14 protein-coding genes are annotated in these 15,080 nt (G+C 65.1%); 3 read left to right on the top strand and 11 right to left on the bottom strand.

What is annotated here, in order from left to right; genetic code table 11:
• Positions 1-173: 173 nt before the first annotated feature.
• Entirely contained in the window at positions 174-542 is a 369-nt protein-coding gene (locus ATO3_RS19835) for a hypothetical protein (protein ID WP_088651647.1), read from the bottom strand.
• Positions 543-575: 33 nt separating this feature from the next.
• Positions 576-884 (bottom strand): hypothetical protein, encoded by a 309-nt coding sequence (locus tag ATO3_RS19830; RefSeq protein ID WP_088651646.1) that lies wholly within the window; start codon positions 882-884, stop codon positions 576-578.
• 106 nt (positions 885-990) lie between these two features.
• On the opposite strand from ATO3_RS19830, the gene ATO3_RS19825 reads away from it, so the two are divergent.
• Positions 991-1,227, top strand: coding sequence for a helix-turn-helix domain-containing protein (locus tag ATO3_RS19825; protein ID WP_088651645.1), 237 nt, complete (start codon positions 991-993; stop codon positions 1,225-1,227).
• Positions 1,224-1,451 carry a hypothetical protein gene (locus tag ATO3_RS19820; protein WP_088651644.1) on the top strand — a complete coding sequence of 76 codons (228 nt, stop codon included), beginning with the start codon at positions 1,224-1,226 and terminating at the stop codon, positions 1,449-1,451. Before ATO3_RS19825 ends, ATO3_RS19820 begins: the two co-directional genes overlap by 4 nt.
• Before the next feature lie 630 nt (positions 1,452-2,081).
• Here the strand turns inward: ATO3_RS19820 and ATO3_RS19810 are convergent.
• The 9 genes from ATO3_RS19810 to ATO3_RS19765 form a co-directional block, all read right to left on the bottom strand.
• Entirely contained in the window at positions 2,082-2,570 is a 489-nt protein-coding gene (locus tag ATO3_RS19810) for a helix-turn-helix domain-containing protein (RefSeq protein WP_088651643.1), read from the bottom strand.
• Positions 2,567-2,998 (bottom strand): hypothetical protein, encoded by a 432-nt coding sequence (locus tag ATO3_RS19805; RefSeq protein ID WP_088651642.1) that lies wholly within the window; start codon positions 2,996-2,998, stop codon positions 2,567-2,569. Before ATO3_RS19805 ends, ATO3_RS19810 begins: the two co-directional genes overlap by 4 nt.
• A gap of 498 nt (positions 2,999-3,496) precedes the next feature.
• Positions 3,497-5,014, bottom strand: coding sequence for a YfjI family protein (locus ATO3_RS19800; protein WP_088651641.1), 1,518 nt, complete (start codon positions 5,012-5,014; stop codon positions 3,497-3,499).
• Positions 5,011-5,898: a DUF7146 domain-containing protein gene (locus ATO3_RS19795; RefSeq protein WP_088651640.1), complete on the bottom strand. Its 888-nt coding sequence runs from the start codon at positions 5,896-5,898 to the stop codon at positions 5,011-5,013. The genes ATO3_RS19800 and ATO3_RS19795 overlap by 4 nt, the downstream gene beginning before the upstream one ends.
• Positions 5,895-6,794, bottom strand: coding sequence for a hypothetical protein (locus ATO3_RS19790; RefSeq protein ID WP_143747312.1), 900 nt, complete (start codon positions 6,792-6,794; stop codon positions 5,895-5,897). Before ATO3_RS19790 ends, ATO3_RS19795 begins: the two co-directional genes overlap by 4 nt.
• Positions 6,795-6,884: 90 nt before the next feature.
• Complete coding sequence (locus ATO3_RS19785) at positions 6,885-7,181, bottom strand: hypothetical protein (RefSeq protein ID WP_088651638.1); 297 nt, start codon at positions 7,179-7,181, stop codon at positions 6,885-6,887.
• 527 nt (positions 7,182-7,708) lie between these two features.
• The gene (locus ATO3_RS19775) at positions 7,709-8,497 is read right to left on the bottom strand and encodes a hypothetical protein (RefSeq protein ID WP_088651636.1); all 789 of its coding nucleotides are present in this window, start codon (positions 8,495-8,497) and stop codon (positions 7,709-7,711) included.
• Positions 8,494-9,786 (bottom strand): tyrosine-type recombinase/integrase, encoded by a 1,293-nt coding sequence (locus ATO3_RS19770; RefSeq protein ID WP_088651635.1) that lies wholly within the window; start codon positions 9,784-9,786, stop codon positions 8,494-8,496. The genes ATO3_RS19775 and ATO3_RS19770 overlap by 4 nt, the downstream gene beginning before the upstream one ends.
• Before the next feature lie 626 nt (positions 9,787-10,412).
• Positions 10,413-10,805 carry a GFA family protein gene (locus ATO3_RS19765; protein ID WP_088651634.1) on the bottom strand — a complete coding sequence of 131 codons (393 nt, stop codon included), beginning with the start codon at positions 10,803-10,805 and terminating at the stop codon, positions 10,413-10,415.
• 307 nt (positions 10,806-11,112) lie between these two features.
• On the opposite strand from ATO3_RS19765, the gene ATO3_RS19760 reads away from it, so the two are divergent.
• On the top strand, positions 11,113-15,078 hold the full coding sequence (locus ATO3_RS19760) for a baseplate multidomain protein megatron (protein WP_088651633.1): 3,966 nt from the start codon (positions 11,113-11,115) through the stop codon (positions 15,076-15,078).
• Positions 15,079-15,080: the final 2 nt, after the last annotated feature.

Below are 15,080 nucleotides of genomic sequence, written 5' to 3'. Positions count from 1 at the left end.
GTGTTGCGACACCGAAGCCCGAAAGCAGTACGCGGTCGCACTGTTGCCATTGAAAACTATCCCACGAGACGCGCGAGCCTGACCGGTTGGCGCCGGTGAAGCTCTGCCCAAAACGAAAGGCCCCGCGCTGGGCAGGGCCTGTCCGTCTTGCGTTGTCTGCGTCCGTAGGGGCCTCAGCCTGCCAACTCACCGCTTCCGTAAGTGAACCAACCACGCCGGTCCTTCGAGTGGAGCGAGGCCACCCGCCCAATCACTTCGATTTCTCCGGGGTCAAGCCTGCGCCAGCCATCGCCAAGGTTGGCCCGGTTGCCTTCCCCGTAGATAAGCGCCCCATCGGCGGTCACATACGCGAGCGCGTGAACGATTTCATCGCACGGGTAGCACAATGCCACATCCCCGGGCCGGTTCGTCAGGTCCACCAAGAATGGTCCATCCTCGGCTTGGGGCGGGTACTGTGTACCGCCCCCTGTCGTTGCCATCATGGCAATACCCCCGGCAGGAGCGGCAGCCAGCAAGGCGCGGCGGGTCAGATTGTGGGTCATGGTGGTTCTCTCGCTTGTTGGTTCGGGAAAAGGTCAGGCTGCGTGTGCCGCCATGAGTTCCGCCCGGAGAGCGTCGAGGCGCTGCCAGTCGGAGCCGTGCAGGCGGTCCTTACATTCGAGCACAAGGATGTCGGTCTGGATTTGAGCGGCCGGGCGGGTGGCGGCGGTCGTCTTGCGCTGGGCGGCCAGCCGCGCGGCGGTGCGCTTCAGGTCAGCCCATGCGCGTTTCAGAGCTTCACGGAACAGGCCGCGAAGGTGCGAGGCAGGCAGGCGGCGGGACCAGAGGTCTTGCTTTGCCCAGGCCCATGCAAGGCGGAACAGTTCGGCGCGGTCTATGGTCATGGGTCTATAACCTTGTTTGCGTTTTCGCTTACTGAGTTATAGATATGGTACAGGGTAAGCGATAAGTCAACTACCCTGTAAGCGCATTTGGCAACAAGGTAAGCGAATGAAGCCGGAACAGGTAAGAATGGCGCGCGCGGCTCTTGGGCTCGGCGTCCGGGAATTGGCGGCGCAGGCGGGCGTATCCTTCACGACAATCAACCGATTTGAGACGGGCAAGAGCGGCTTGCAGCTATCCAGCGCTGAAGCCATTCGGCGCGCGCTCGAAGCCCAGGGCGTCCAATTCCTCGAAGGGGGGCAAGTCGCAACGGGTCCGGGTGTTGCATTGGAGGTGAAGGAATGACCGACGACATTGACGACATGGAAGGACCCCGCACAATCGGCGATGCGTTCCCAGGCTTTCAGCATGAAGCGGGCGACAGAGCCTTTGTTGTGGGCCAGCACTTTGCGGATTTCGTTCAGGAACACCCATTCATCCAAGAACGCGAAGACTTGAAGGCGAAGGCTGAAGGTATCGGGGACGCTCTGGCGGATCTGTATCAAGCTATTTGGAGGGTAGAGAAGTGAGCCGGTCACGTAAGAAAACGCCCGCCGGGGGCATCACGACGGCCATCAGTGACAAAGCGTTCAAGGTCGCAGAGCATCGCCGGGAACGGCGCGCCGTGAAGGCGGATGTTGCCGGAGGCCAAGAGCCGGAGCACCCGAAGGCATTCGGGAACCCATGGAAGAGCGAAAAGGATGGTAAGGCATACATTGCGGAGCCGCGCCCCGAAGACATGCGGAAGTGACCGCCCCAAAGATTTTTTCCGTGACAGAGAAAGAAGAACCCGAATCTAGGGTTGCGGTCCTGTCGTGCATGACCGGTATTGGCTCCGCCCGCGCGCCCAGCGCATTAGGGTAATCTTAGGGTTTAGGCATGGCCTAACACCTCATCCCAGGCGCGCACCTGTGCCGAAACCCGGCAGCCCCTATCTCTGCTTTCAGTGATATGCCCGCGCCCCGCGCAACACCTCATCCCGCGCGCACATTGGTCCGGAAATCCGGCAACCGCCAACTTGATTTCTTTGATTTTTTATCAAGTGCCGAAATGTAAGACCCCATTACGGGGCGGCAGGCTCGGGATGACAACTTTTATCAACCGGCTTGCGGCAGTGGTTCGACGCCCCGGGAGCCCTTTTAATAGAGGGCAAAAACCCTCTATTCCCGCTCTGCCTTCCATCGCGCCCAGCGCCGCCGCTGCGCTTCACGGATACGTTCAATGCCCTCTGGCGTCCGTGCCCCGGTGGACATGCCCCCGTGAAACTTGCAACGCCTCTTGCCCGGCAGGGACTTCGCACGGCAAGGCGTACCTTTCCGGGTCTTGGCCCCGCAACGAACTCGCCGCTTTGCCGCCGCTTCGGCTTGCTGTCTTTCCCACTTCGAGACCTGGGCCCTGAATGCCGCCTCCCGCGTCTTGGTCTCGGCTTCGAGCTTATCAGCCCACCCCGCATGCGGGCGTGTGATGCGGGGTATATCCGGCAGGGGCAGCACTTCGGCCATACGGTCCACCGCCCAGGCGCGCCGGTCCACCTCGGACTTGGTTTCCCAATAAGAGACGGCATGCCGCCCGATGCCCACGCGCTTGGCGAGGGCGGTTTGCGACAGCCCGGCCGCCTTGCGAATTGCCGCCAGTTCAGCCCCGGTCATGCGCGCCCCCTCGTCTTGCAGATTGGAAACCCCGGCGTGGCGCAAACCTCCGCCAGCTTGGCGCAGGCCAGCACTCGGGCAGCCTCGGAGGCCAGTGCGCCATCCTCGCAATTCGCGGTCTGCAAGGCGTAGGACGCTCTGCCCTCACTGTCGAAACCAACGGCAAGCCACGTCACGCCCAGCCCGGCAGGGTTGTCCCGGAAGCGCGGGAAAGCCCGAGCCTCGTCGGGGGTCACTTCGATGGCAACCGGAAGACCACCGGAGCACAACAGCAGCGTGAAGGCCCGGGTGAGCACTGCCACGGCAGCCGGGTCCGAAACCCGCACCAGGGCATCGCCGCGAATGTCGTAGCAGTGGCGGGCCAGCTTGGCCGGGCCGATCCCGGTGCGGCGTTGCATTGCCTTGCGCTGGGCGCGGTTCATGCTCATGCCCCGCCCCCGTCTTCCCACTGGCCAGTGATGCCGTTCCAGAGCCTCCCGTTCGGCCCGTGGCGCTCCCATTCGGATAGCCTTCGCCATGTGTCCAGGCTGACCACCCGGCCCGTCCAGGTGAGCGGGCTGCCTCCTACGGATAGGCCATGCGGGAAGGTTTCTGCGTCCTGCCGCGAAGGCTCCAAGGGCTGGGGCCGGGTTGCCGCGTTTTCCAGTTTCGAGGGCGTGTCGCGTGGTAATCGCGGCGTAGCCTCTGCACTGGGCTGCCGGGCCCGTTGCTTGGCCGTTGCGATGTCAGGTTTTGTCAGGTTCCCAGGGCTGGGCACATCCGCCGCGCCCTGCGGCCGTTCGATTTCGACGCAGGCGGCCCCTGCCGTGCTATTTGTGCTATTCGTGCTATTCGGGGGCGCTGGAATAGCACAAATAGCATGAATAGCACCGCCCGGACCCTCTGAACCTGATTTCCCCTCGATACGGGCGCGGGCCGCCTTGAGGTCAAACTTCATGGCGTTCCCCCACGATGCGAAAGGCTTCTTTCCGGGCGGCACCGCGCACCTCTGCCCCTTCGGGCAGGCGCATCAGCCATCCGTACTTTTCCAGGATACCAATGGCCTTCTTCGCCGCCGGGCTTTCGCGAAGGGCCCGAATGGGAGCGTGCCGCACCACTTCACTCGGCATCACCTCGGGGTGCTCCCAGCGTTCCAGTAGCCACTTGCGCAGCGTGTCGGCCCGCTCGATCTCCTCTGAAACGTTCGCGGCATCGGCCAGCCGCCGGGCCTCCGACAGATAGAAGTCGGCTAGTGCAATTCCGGCCTCCATGGCGTCCAGGCTGACGGCAGGGGCGTCAAGGTCGCCCCATGCGGTCAGCACCCCGGCAATCCGCGCGGCCTGTTCTGCCGCCTTGGAGGCGTAGCCCGTGACGTTGGCGAGGTCGCCCCCGGGGGCCTGTTGCGCTTCCACATGGTCCGAATAGGCGGTCAGCATTTCGCGCGCATCCTGCGCCAGGGGCAAAACACGGGGTTCCAGTTCGCGGCTCTCCATGTTCATCGGCAGCGGCGTTTCCAGAATGCAGGAAAGCTGATGGGCGAACGCGGCCAGGGCAACGCCGTCGTTCCTGACATGGGCTTGCAGGCGGGTGCCAATGGCGCTGGGCGGCTCGCACATCAGGAACCGGGGCAGAAACCCGGTGTCGGCCGCCATGGGGTCGGACATGAAGGCGCGGGCCACGCTGGGCTGTACCATGAGATGCACCGCCAGCCGCCGCCCGTAGAGTGTGTAGGAGCCTTCCCCGGCCCGGGTGCGCCGGATCGGATTACCCTGCCAGAGGTCATTGAGCGCGGCCAGGGTCTTCTGGCGGTTGTCCGACGACATCGCGAAGCCGCCCAGAAACTGCCCGCCTTCATCCGAGAAGATACCAAGGGTTGGCATGCCCTCGGCAAACTTCCGGGTCAGCCCCTCGTAAGTCGGTTCCGTCACCGTGCGGTCGGGCGAAGGCGGGGCGCTGGGCTCCCTGCCCAGCGCTTCCAGGTCCGCCTCGGCCGCAGTCCGCTTTTCGCCTTTGCCCTTCCGGGCCTCGCTCAGAATGCGGTCGCGTTCCCCTTTCCAGAGGGCATGGGCGTTTTCCCATGCGGCCACGTCGTCGCGCCGTTCCTTGGCTTGCTCCTTTTCGAAGATGCGCAGGGCGGACATCAGCGGGGCATCGCAGGACGATTTCCGCTCCCCGGATCTGGCGACGGTCAGCGCGTAGAGCGACAGCGGCCGCGCGCCGCCCAGCGTCTCCACGTCACAGAAGCCCTGCACGGCCAGAGAGGCCACAGACAGGGCTGAAGCGGCAGGGATTGCTATGGGGGCTAGGGTCTGCCCCTGCACCGCTTCCACGGCCGCCCTGAGCGGCCCCAGCGCTTCCACGGGATAGGGCTCGCCTTCGGGGATTTCGCGCAGCAGCGGCTGCGGGCCCTCGGCCTTGAAGGGAATGGCCTGACCGTCCACTTGAGCGGCGTAAAATGTGTTCATTTGCTTTCATTCCCCATGGTCAGAATGTCGTTCCAGTCTCGCCCCTCTGGCGCGGGCAGCAGGGACACCTGCCAGCCCAGCGCATGGGCGGTTTCGGCCAGGGCGTGCCCTGCTTCCTTGCCTGCCCCTTCATCGTCGCTGTCTGTCGCGATGGTCAGGCGGCCGGGGCGGTCAGGAAGGTGAAGGCCGCGAATGCCGGAGGTGGACAACGCGGCCCAGATGGTCGCCGGGGCGCGCAGGAGGCCGCAGGCGAGCGACAACGCGGTTTCGATGCCCTCGGCCACCACAAGTTGCCCCTGCGCCTCAGTGAGCCGCACAGCGCCGCCTGCGGTCGCCCCGAGCATGGCCTTGTCGGGCTTCACATCAGCCTTGCCGCTGCCGTCTGGGCGCAGATAGGTCCGATGCATGGCGAACCGCTTGGCCCCGTCCACCTGGGCCAGCATCGCCGGGAACCGCTTGGCGGTTGGATGCCAGCAGTCGGGATGAAAACGCAGCGTGTCAGGCAGGGCGCAGGTGATGCCCCGCCTCTGCCTCAGGTAGACTTCCGCCAAGGTGCCACCGATCGGCAGGGCTTCGTTCCAGAGGGCCAAGGCCCTGCGTTCTTTCTTCTCGGCCTCAACCTGTTCTTCCGCCCATCGCTGGGCCAAGGTCGCCGGGTCGGGCGGGGAGTAGTCGCCGGGCGAAACGCCCGCCGCCGCCAGAATGTCGCGAAAGTCGCAACCGGCCCGCTTGCAGTTCAGCAGCAGGCCGGAATTTCCATCGGCCAGGGTCAGGGCGGTTTGGGTCTTCTTCCCCTCGGGCTGGCAGACCGGGCACGGGGCCGTACCGTAGGAGCGATACCACCTGCCTCCGAGCGTCAGTGTCAGGTCGCGGGCATCGGTCATGTCGTGCCCTCCATCATCGCGACCAACGCGCCCCGGATGTCCGCTTCGCGGTCAAGCAGATCGCCCGCAACCTCGGCATTCCGGCGGAACTCGATGGCATCGCGCAGGATGTCCGCCAGGGTGTCGGGGTCGATTGCCTCGGCCTGCACCGTTTCGCCCGTGAAACGCCGCCGGTCGGTCGCCTTCGGCGGGGCAGTCGGGAGCCCCAGCCGCTCCGCCTGTTCCCGTGTCACGGCAAGACGAGTGAAGTCCGGCGCTGCCCCGCAAAGGGCATCGGTCATGGCTGACACATCCTCGGCCAGGGAGGTAAAAAGATGCTCGCCCGATGGGTCCAGGTCGCCAAGGTGAAGAACCTCGGCCGCTTCGCCGTCGCCCAGCGCCCCGGAGATTTCGCGGGCCAGGTCGTGTTTCGCGGTCACGCTGTCGAAGCCGCCGCTTGTCAGCACCGGCACGCCGTAGCTTGCCGCCACCCGGGCCAGCATCGGAGCCATGCCGCCTGCCTCGCACAGAACCCACAGTCGCACCGGCTGGCCTTCCTGCCGGTCGAGCCGGAAGGCTTCGGCTTCGCGGCGCATGTCCCGAATGAATGCCTGGGCGTCCGTCCAAGCCGTCGCCTCATAGCGGGCGGCCCCATCATCGCGGATGGACGCGAAGGGGATAAGTCCAGCCCGGCGGGCCCGGTTGCAGGTCTCGCAGAGGCGCGCATATGCGGCTTCGGTCTTGGCGAAGCCCCGGGTTGCTACCAGCCGGTAGAACACCTGTCGATTGGTCAGGGGGAGGTGAGCCCTGTAGTCGTCCAGCACCGCGCAGATGTCTTGAACCAGCGACAGGGTTTCCGGGCGGGGGCTCCATGGCGCGAAGCCGCGCGGCCGTGTGCGCTTCGGTCTCTCAGCCATTGGCGGACCCCCAGATGATTGTGGCGATAGCCTGGGCCTGTGCTTCGGTCAGACCGTGAAGGCGGCGGAGGTACAGAACTTGGAGCCGGGTCATGCCGCTCCCCCGGTCAGGTCATCGGCCAAGGACTTGGCGCTGGGCGGGAACCGGAGCTGCGACAGGTCGGTGCCGGAAGCGAGGCGGTAATGGGCCACGTTCTCCGGCCCGCGATACTCGACCAGGATCGGCCAGCCGAATTCGGACTTGAGCCGGTGACAGATTGAAGCCAGTCGCCAGCCTTTCACTTCGCGGATTTCGGTCTTGTGGGTCAGGGTGCGCCCATCCAGGAGCGCCTTGCAGGTCCAGAAGATCTGGGTGGGGCTGGAAAACCAGCGGTCGGATTGAGCCATGTGCTCGGCCTCGTCTTGTTGCGAGCCGGGGCGCTGGGCGTTATGCTTGGGCTATTCCTGATGCCGCAAACGAATATCGCCGCCGCCCCATGCCCGGGGTGGCGGTTCGCTTATGCGGCGTTGCTGTTCTTGGAGGCTTCCCATGCCTCAAGGTCTGCCAGCTTCCAGCGGGTGCAGCCCGGCGTCAGGGTGACGGGGGCCGGGAAGCTCGGATCGGACTTCGCCCAGCGCCAGGGCGTCGAGCGGTGGACACCGTAACGGGCTGCGACTTGGGCGTCAGAAAGGTAAGTGTGGGCCATGCGATGCACTCCAATGGGTTGCGATTGGGTGCAGTGTGGTGCGCTAGATATGGTGTAGAATAGTTGGGGCGGTTCAGAAAACCGCGGCATCCTGGAACTGCGAACCTACCCACCCTGCGCTGGTGCCCCAAGCTGCGAGTTTCTGGGCTTGGCTGCTTCGATAGACGCAAAAGTCAATAGAAGCAGATGCTTAAGTGGGTGGGTTGGTTCTGTGGGGGGATGGGTAGGTTAGCCGCCTGACTTCGGCGCTCCGCCGCTCTTGTTCCAGTTCACGAGTGTTGTAATCCGCTCTTTCGCGGACCCTGAAAGCGGCTCATCGCCTTGCCACACGTCAGGATTGGCCACGATCCACGCGTCAATGGCAGCTCTCACGCCGCCTCTGAATTTTCTTTCCGGAAGCAATGCGCGCCATGCGTTGACGGCTAGCGCAAGCTCAGAGGAAAAATGCTCGTGACCAGCATCAAGAAAATCATCACCTCCAAACGTTTCTTGGTTTGGGAAGAAGAACCCTCCGGTGAAGCCCTTTGAGCGCAACCAGCGCTTCAGGTCATCAGCATCCACGGTAGTTTCGTCCCAGTCCACATCCACCTCTATCTCAACGTCTTCGAATTTGGCGAATGGGTTGTCGGAAGTCTCTCTGATCAGGTGCCAAAAGTCGTGCGCAGCAACCACCCGGAAGTTTTTCCCACGGGTAGCGCCATGGGCGGCTACGCCCCCTTGATATGTCAATTTGGCTTGTAGTGTGCCCCTTCTGATGGCGCTTTTGAGCGCCCCGAAGACGGCTTCGAAGCCTTCATAGTCTCGCTTCTGGGCGCGCATGTACGAACCGTCAGAGTTGTAGTGTGCGTACCCCTCGTTCTCATTGTACTGAATTTCAGTCTTGGATGGGTCATTGCCAGTTATAAGGATTGCTGCATCTGGCAGCTTGAAGTCGTCGTTCAAACGCCAGAAAAATAGCGGGTCATCTTCTATGGGCCTCTCCCCCTTGAATCCATTTGTTTCGCAGTTGTCACTCATCCAAACCTCACCACACTTGCCCCGGCCCGGCTCTTGCCGGTCAGGTAGTCTGCCCAAGCCGCCATCATCGCGCGGCGCTTTTCCACCATGTCCCCGCGCCGGTATGACGCTTCCACGGCATTGCCCACCTTGTGGGCCAGTGCGACCTCGGCCATGTCGCCGGGGAAATGCGTGCGTTCGGCCACCCAGTCCCGGAAGGTGCTGCGCAGGCCGTGGGGAACGGCTGGGCGCTTGCTCACTCGGTCCACGAAACCCGGCCCGCCCGCGCCAAGGTCAGCAGCGTGCAGGCGCTTCATGGCGGCGCTGAGTGTCATGTCCGACATTTCGCCGCCGCGCGGGGCAGGGAACACCAGCGGGTTGCCCTCAAAGCGCGGCAGGGCTTTCAGGAGCGCCACGGCCTCGTGCGACAACGGAACCCGGTGCTCGCGCTCCATCTTCATGCGCGCGGCCGGGATGACCCACAGGCCCGCGTCTAGGTCGATCTCGTCCCACAGCGCGCCGCGAACCTCTTTCGAGCGAGTGGCGGTCAGGGCCGCGAACTCCAAGGCTCGGGACCCCGTGCCACCTCTTTCGCGAAGAGCGGCGAACCAGCGCGGGGCCTCATCAATCTGCACGGCGGGTTGATTGTCCTGCTTCGCCACCTTTGTAGCGGCGGGCAAAAGCTCTTTCAGGTTCCCCGCCCAGCGCGCCGGGTTGTCTCCTGTGCGGTGCCCGGCCACCGTTGCCCATGACAGCACGGCCTCTATGCGCCCGCGCAACCGGGATGCGGTTTCGGTCTTGGTCTGCCAGATCGGTTCCAGCACGCGCAGCACGTCCTGCACGGTGATGTCGTCCACCAGCAACTGGCCAAGCTCGGGCATAGCGTAGGTCTGCAACGTGTTCTGCCATTGCTGGCGGTGCTTGGCGTTCTTGAAGGCGTCAAGTTTCGCGGCAAGGTATTTGTCGGTCGCATCCGCGAAGGTAAGGCCCCTGCGCTGGGCGGCCATAAGTGACGCTTGAGCGGCTTTGCGTTCCTCCAACGGGTCTATGCCGCGCCATATCTGGTCCTTGGTATCCCGCGCCCGCTCACGGGCCTGGGCAAGCGTCACATCGGGGAAGCCGCCCAAGCCGATTTCTCTACGTTTGCCGCCGATGGTCACTCGCAGAACCCATGTCCGGCCTCCGTTCGGAGTTATCTGCAGCATGAGGCCAGATACGCCGCCCACGGCGAAGTTCACGTTGCGCCCCCTGCCGGGATGGCTCAACCTCTTAACTTCGAGTGCCGACAGTTCTTTGGCAACGCGAGGCATGATTTCAGCTTCCTACTTACCCTCCTAAAAAGCATGCGTTCTGATGCGACGAATTGCAATGGATGGCGGGTGCGGATCTGAAAGTTTTTGGCGTAGAGGATTGGTTTTGAAGGGCGATTTGCGACAGGTTGCGAAGAATGGAAACCTAACTCTGGCGGGCTTCGTCTCCGCCACTTGCCCCCGCGAAAGCGTTCTCCCGATCCGGCCGCGGCCGGATTTTCTCGTTGTTTTCGAGGGTTAGGCGGGAGAGGCTGAGCACCGGCTCAGGCGCCAGGAGGCACGGAAGCGGTCTCTCAGGGCCGATATTCTCTGGACCTGATGACTGCGCCGATTTGGTGCAGAGCTTATAAACTTCTGGAAAAACGGGACTTTCTTCTGTTTCGACCTGAACACTTCGATCCCGGTGGCGCTCGGCGAGATGGAACAGAGATCGAACGTTCGCTTGCCCGTCTCTCCCGCCCACCTTGATCGATGCTGCAACGCGGCAGATGTCGAAATTCTGCAGGAAGGGCGGAGAAAAGCCATTCGTCGCGAGTGCGTGCCGAATGGGCCCTTTGGCGAAGCAGACATTCAATCGCAGCAGTCTTGCGTTCTCATGTCGCACCGCGGCAGTCGGTTCTGAGCCCTTATTGTTCTTTGATAATCGCGGCTTCATCCCACGGCTGTGCGGAACCCGAATAAATTGATTTCTCTGGTTGATAGCTGCTGGGATTGTCGAGTGATGCTGCATGCACATATATTCGGTCACTCATCCGCTGACTGTTCCGCGTAAGCTGTGATCCGCAATTCGGACAGAAACCGCTGAACGTTGATTGGCCCGATCCGCCCGGCATCTCGTATGTTTTCACGGTGTCGCTTATCACAAAGCCTTCGATGGCAAGAGGGACCATATCCGAATGCCCCGAGCCAGTAAGTTGCTGGCAATCACGGCAGTGGCAGCGAAACATGGGAACGGCCAGACGGATGCCTTGGTAGCGAACCAATCCACATTTACATCCACCGGTCATTCGCTGTGCCATCGCTATCCCTCCGTGTCTAAAGGTTAGAATAGAAGCTTCGCAATGTCAGCTTTGTCCCGCACTGCAGACCTTCGCCTCTCGATAGTGCTGCACGGTACATGAACGGCCGGTCCGGTGAAGCTGCGGCCCGGTATCTGACACATCGGCCAGATCCGTGCTCTGAGCCTGAAGCCGAGCGTCACACCGTTGAGCTTGCCGGCCACCCTCCTGTCGGCAGTTCGCCTCTTGGCCCTGCAGCATGTGCGGTCGAGCCCTGACTCAGACGCCCTTGAGCAGCCACTTCGTTCTTCATTGACAGGATATCAAGATGGCCACCCTCGTTCTCGGCGCCGCTGGCGCCGCCATTGGTGGTTCGATCGGCGGCGCGGTCCTCGGCGTCAGCGCCGCGACCATCGGCGGCTTCATCGGCTCGAGCATCGGCTCGGTCGTCGACAGCTGGATCATCTCGTCGCTGGCGCCGACGCAGCGCATCGAGGGCGCGCGGCTCGACACGCTGCGCATCACGTCGGCCACCGAGGGCGCGGTCATCCCGCGGCTCTACGGGCGCATGCGGATGGGCGGCAACATCATCTGGGCGACGGATTTCCGCGAGGAGACGAAGACCACCACGCAGGGCGGCGGCAAGGGCGGCGGAGGCGGCAAGGTCAAGACCACCGAGTATCTCTACTACGCCTCCTTCGCCGTCGCCTTGTGCGAGGGACCGATCACCGGGATCGGGCGCATCTGGGCCGACGGCAAGCCGATGGACCTCTCCGGCGTCACCTGGCGCTGGTATCCCGGCGACGAGACTCAGACCGCCGATCCGTTCATCGCGGCCAGGATGGGCGCGGCCAGCACGCCCGCCTACCGCGGCACCGCCTATGTGGTGTTCGAGGAGCTGGCGCTCTCGACCTACGGCAACCGCCTGCCACAGCTGTCCTTCGAGGTGTTCCGCCCGCTCGCCGACCCCGACACTGCTGAGGGGCTGACGCGCGCCGTCACCATGATCCCGGCCTCGGGCGAGTTCACCTACGCAACGCAGGCGATCCGCAAGACCGATGGCGGCGCGACGGTGCCGGAGAACCTGAACGCTCTGGCCGACGCCACCGACATGGTCGAAGCGCTGGACCGGCTGCAGGCGATGGCCCCGGCGGTCGAGAGCGTCAGCCTTGTCGTGGCGTGGTTCGGCGACGACCTGCGGGCAGGCTCCTGCAAGGTGCGGCCTGGCGTCGAGGTGTCAGCCAAGTCCACCACGCCCGCAAGCTGGTCGGTGAATGGCGTCAGCCGCGCCAATGCCTTTCTGGTCAGCCGCGACGATCAGGACCGCCCGGTCTATGGCGGCACGCCGTCCGATTTCGCCGTGGTGCAGGCGATCCAGGAGATGAAGGCACGCGGGCTGCGCGTCACTTTCTACCCGTTCATCCTGATGGACGTGCCGCCCGGCAACACGCTGCCAAACCCGTATTCCGACAACGCCGCCGTGACGGGCCAGCCCGCCTTCCCCTGGCGGGGGCGGATCACCTGTTCCCCGGCCGCCGGTTTCGCCGGGACCGTGGACAAGACCGCCACGGCCGCAAGCCAGGTCGCGGCGCTGTTCGGCGCGGCGACGCCCGCGAGCTTCAGCGTCTCGGGCGAGAGCGTCAGCTGGACCGGCACGCCCGGCGACTGGGGTCTGCGGCGGATGGTGCTGCACTATGCCCATCTCTGCGCGGCGGCGGGCGGGGTCGACGCGTTCCTGATCGGCACCGAGATGCCGGGGCTGACGACCATCCGCTCGGGCGCGGCCACCTATCCGGCGGTGCAGGCCTATCGTGACCTGCTTGCGGATGTCCGCTCGATCCTCGGGTCGGGGACGAAGATCGGCTATGCCGCCGACTGGTCGGAATACTTCGGGCACCAGCCGGGCGACGGCTCGGGCGACGTGTTCTTCCACCTCGATCCGCTCTGGGCCGATCCCGAGATCGATTTCGTCGGCATCGACAACTACATGCCACTCTCCGACTGGCGCGACGTTTTCAAGCATCTCGACGCAGCCGAGGGCTGGCCCGCGATCTACGACCGCGCCTACCTGCAGGGGAACATCGCGGGCGGCGAAGGCTTCGACTGGTTCTATGCCAGCGCGGCGGATCGCACCGCGCAGGTGCGCACGCCGATCACGGACGGCGCGGCGGCCAAGCCGTGGGTCTTCCGCTACAAGGATCTGCGCGCCTGGTGGTCGAACGCGCATTACGACCGCCCGGGCGGGGCGGAGAGCGGCACGCCGACGGCATGGGTACCGCAGTCGAAGCCGATCTGGTTCACCGAGTTGGGCTGTCCGGCCATCGACCGGGGGACGAACCAGCCCAACGTCTTCTTCGATCCCAAGTCCTCGGAGAGCTTCACGCCGCATTTCTCGCGGGGCTGGCGCGACGACGCCATCCAGCGGGCCTATCTCGAGGCGACGTATCTCTGGTGGGGCGAGGCTGCGAACAACCCGATCTCGTTGGTCTACGGCGGCCGGATGGTGCACGTCCCCGAATGCGCCGCGTGGACCTGGGACGCGCGGCCCTATCCGTTCTTTCCGGCGCTGACCGATGTCTGGACGGACGGCGCGAACTGGCGGCTCGGCCACTGGCTGACCGGGCGGCTCGGCGCGGTGTCGCTCGCGGCGCTCGTGCGGCACCTCTGCCTGCGCGCCGGACTGTCCGATTCTCGGATCGACGTTTCCGGCCTCTGGGGCGCGGTCGAAGGCTACGCCATCACGGCGCTCGAAAGCCCGCGCGCATCGATCACCACGCTGTCGCGCCACTTCGGCTTCGACGCCGTCGAGACCGAGGGTGTGATCCGCTTCGTGATGCGCGGGCAGGCCTCCGTCGCCACGCTTGCGCCCGACGATCTTGTGGCCCCTCGCGAGGGCGACGTGCTGGAACTGACGCGCGGCCAGGAGACCGAACTCCCACAGGCCCTGAAATGGCAGATCGCCCGTGCCGACGAGGATTACGATGCGGCCCTCGTCGAGGCGCGGCGCATCACGGTGGACACGACGCGGATCGCTTCCGAGTCCTTCCCGATGGCTGTGCCGCCCGAGGAGGCCGAACGGCGCTGCCGCCGCGCATTGATGGAGGCGTGGGTGGGGCGCGAGACGGCGGCATTCCGTCTGCCGCCGTCGCGTCTCGCGCTCGATCCAGCCGACCCAATCCGGCTCCCGCATGACGGGCGGCTGGTTGATCTGCGGCTCGTCTCCATCGCCGACGCCGAGGCGCGTGGGATCGATGCGGTGCGCCAAGACCGCGCGACCTACGACCTGCCGCCCGGCGATCCTCGCGCGGCCTCGCTGACACGCGCCGTGGTGTTCGGCGCGCCGGATGCGGTGCTGATGGACCTGCCGCAGCTGATCGAGGATCAGCCCGCGCATCGGCCGTTTGTCGCGGCGCACGCCGTTCCCTGGCCGGGCGAGATGGCGGTGTTCCGCAGCCCCTCGACCGACGGGTTCGAACTGTTGACCACCTTCGGCAGTCGCGCCCAGATCGGGGCGCTGGTCTCGGACCTCTATGCGGGCCCCACCTCGCGCTTCGATCTCGGCAATGCGCTGGTGGTCGACTTGCTGACCGGCACGCTGGAGAGTGTCACCGACCTGACGCTGTTCGGCGGGGCGAACGCGCTGGCCATCGAGAGTGCGCCCGGCGTCTGGGAGATCGTGCAGGCGGGCACGGCGGGGCTTCTGGCGCCGGGCCGGTACCGGCTCACCCGGCTCCTGCGTGGCCAGCGCGGCACCGAGGGCGCCATGGGCAACCCGGCCCCTGCAGGCGCGCGGGTCGTCGTGCTGGGCGCTTCGCTCGCGTCACTGCCGATCGCCGAGGCCGATCTCGGCATCCCGTGGAACTGGCGCATCGGCCCCGCGAGCCGCCCGGTCAGCGACGAGACCTATGTGGCGCAGGCCTTCACGCCGGTGGGCGTGGGGCTGCGGCCGTTCTCCGTCGTCCATGTCGAGCAGCCGTGGCGCACGCCACGCGGTCCCGGCGATCTGACCATCCGCTGGACGCGCCGGTCCCGCGCGCTCGCGGCCGACAGCTGGGGCGGGCTGGAGGTGCCGCTCGGAGAAGAACTCGAAGCCTACGAGGTCGAGATCCTCGACGGCGCCACGGTGAAGCGGGTGCTGAGCACCGCCACCACCAGCGCGGTCTACACCGCCGCCCAGCAGAGCGCCGATTGGGGCGCGCCGCTCGGCCCCGGCGACACGCTCGACATCCGCATCTTCCAGCTCTCCGCCCTCGTCGGGCGGGGCGCGCCCAAGACCGTCACGCTGACACTCTGAAG

Origin of the sequence: Marinibacterium profundimaris, from assembly GCF_002210095.1 — a bacterium.
GTDB classification, from domain to species: domain Bacteria; phylum Pseudomonadota; class Alphaproteobacteria; order Rhodobacterales; family Rhodobacteraceae; genus Marinibacterium; species Marinibacterium profundimaris.
The sequence above is the reverse complement of the archived record's forward strand: the minus strand, read 5'-3'. Positions and strand labels throughout refer to the sequence as shown.

What these genes read in the sequence shown, in the direction of transcription:
- ATO3_RS19785 (WP_088651638.1), bottom strand. Translation starts at nt 7,181, where the DNA reads ATGGCTCAATCCGACCGCTGGTTTTCCAGCCCCACCCAGATCTTCTGG.
- ATO3_RS19790 (WP_143747312.1), bottom strand. Translation starts at nt 6,794, where the DNA reads ATGGCTGAGAGACCGAAGCGCACACGGCCGCGCGGCTTCGCGCCATGG.
- ATO3_RS19830 (WP_088651646.1), bottom strand. Translation starts at nt 884, where the DNA reads ATGACCATAGACCGCGCCGAACTGTTCCGCCTTGCATGGGCCTGGGCA.
- ATO3_RS19835 (WP_088651647.1), bottom strand. Translation starts at nt 542, where the DNA reads ATGACCCACAATCTGACCCGCCGCGCCTTGCTGGCTGCCGCTCCTGCC.
- ATO3_RS19765 (WP_088651634.1), bottom strand. Translation starts at nt 10,805, where the DNA reads ATGGCACAGCGAATGACCGGTGGATGTAAATGTGGATTGGTTCGCTAC.
- ATO3_RS19820 (WP_088651644.1), top strand. Translation starts at nt 1,224, where the DNA reads ATGACCGACGACATTGACGACATGGAAGGACCCCGCACAATCGGCGAT.
- ATO3_RS19810 (WP_088651643.1), bottom strand. Translation starts at nt 2,570, where the DNA reads ATGACCGGGGCTGAACTGGCGGCAATTCGCAAGGCGGCCGGGCTGTCG.
- ATO3_RS19770 (WP_088651635.1), bottom strand. Translation starts at nt 9,786, where the DNA reads ATGCCTCGCGTTGCCAAAGAACTGTCGGCACTCGAAGTTAAGAGGTTG.
- ATO3_RS19795 (WP_088651640.1), bottom strand. Translation starts at nt 5,898, where the DNA reads ATGACCGATGCCCGCGACCTGACACTGACGCTCGGAGGCAGGTGGTAT.
- ATO3_RS19760 (WP_088651633.1), top strand. Translation starts at nt 11,113, where the DNA reads ATGGCCACCCTCGTTCTCGGCGCCGCTGGCGCCGCCATTGGTGGTTCG.
- ATO3_RS19825 (WP_088651645.1), top strand. Translation starts at nt 991, where the DNA reads ATGAAGCCGGAACAGGTAAGAATGGCGCGCGCGGCTCTTGGGCTCGGC.
- ATO3_RS19805 (WP_088651642.1), bottom strand. Translation starts at nt 2,998, where the DNA reads ATGAGCATGAACCGCGCCCAGCGCAAGGCAATGCAACGCCGCACCGGG.
- ATO3_RS19775 (WP_088651636.1), bottom strand. Translation starts at nt 8,497, where the DNA reads ATGAGTGACAACTGCGAAACAAATGGATTCAAGGGGGAGAGGCCCATA.
- ATO3_RS19800 (WP_088651641.1), bottom strand. Translation starts at nt 5,014, where the DNA reads ATGAACACATTTTACGCCGCTCAAGTGGACGGTCAGGCCATTCCCTTC.